The organism is Streptomyces carpinensis, from assembly GCF_002154505.1.
Classification (GTDB): Bacteria; Actinomycetota; Actinomycetes; order Streptomycetales; family Streptomycetaceae; genus Streptomyces; species Streptomyces carpinensis.
Map to the genome: position 1 here is coordinate 1 of NZ_MUBM01000681.1, position 512 is coordinate 512.

The 512-nt window shown below is 78.2% G+C and carries 1 protein-coding gene; it reads left to right on the forward strand.

The features are described from left to right. Nucleotides 1-200: 200 nt before the first annotated feature. Nucleotides 201-512 (forward strand): DUF4439 domain-containing protein (locus BZY54_RS47870; RefSeq protein WP_143668424.1); only part of this gene is annotated, 312 nt, incomplete at its 3' end.

The window sequence follows — 512 nt, forward strand, 5'->3', positions numbered from 1 at the left end:
CGCCGAACTCGCCGCCGCCGAACGGTCGCTCGCCGACCGACGGACGGCCGACCTGCTGGAGGTGCCGGGCGAGCTGGCCCGGCTGCTGGCGTCGGTGGCGGCGGCCGGGGCGGCGCACGCGTACCTGCTGACGGACGGAGACGACGACAAGTGAGCCAAGCGAGCGCGGCGACGGAACAGGAACTNNGCGGGACGCGCTCGTGCGCGAGGTGCGGGACATGGGCGGCCGGCCGGTGGCCGCGGCGGCCGGTTACGCACTCCCGTTCCCGGTGCCGGACTCGGCCGCGGCGGTCCGGTTCGCCGCCGAGCTGGAGGACCGGGTGGCCGGGGTGTACTCCGACCTGGTGCGGGCCTGCGGCGGGGAGCGGCGGCGCGAGGCCGCCGTGGCGCTGCGTGAGGCGGCGGTCCGGGCGGCGCGCTGGCGCGGCGAGAGCGTAGCCTTCCCTGGTCTCGCCGAACGTGCGGGAGCCGGTACGGCCTCGTCCGGCACCCCGTCGGCGACACCGACGGCG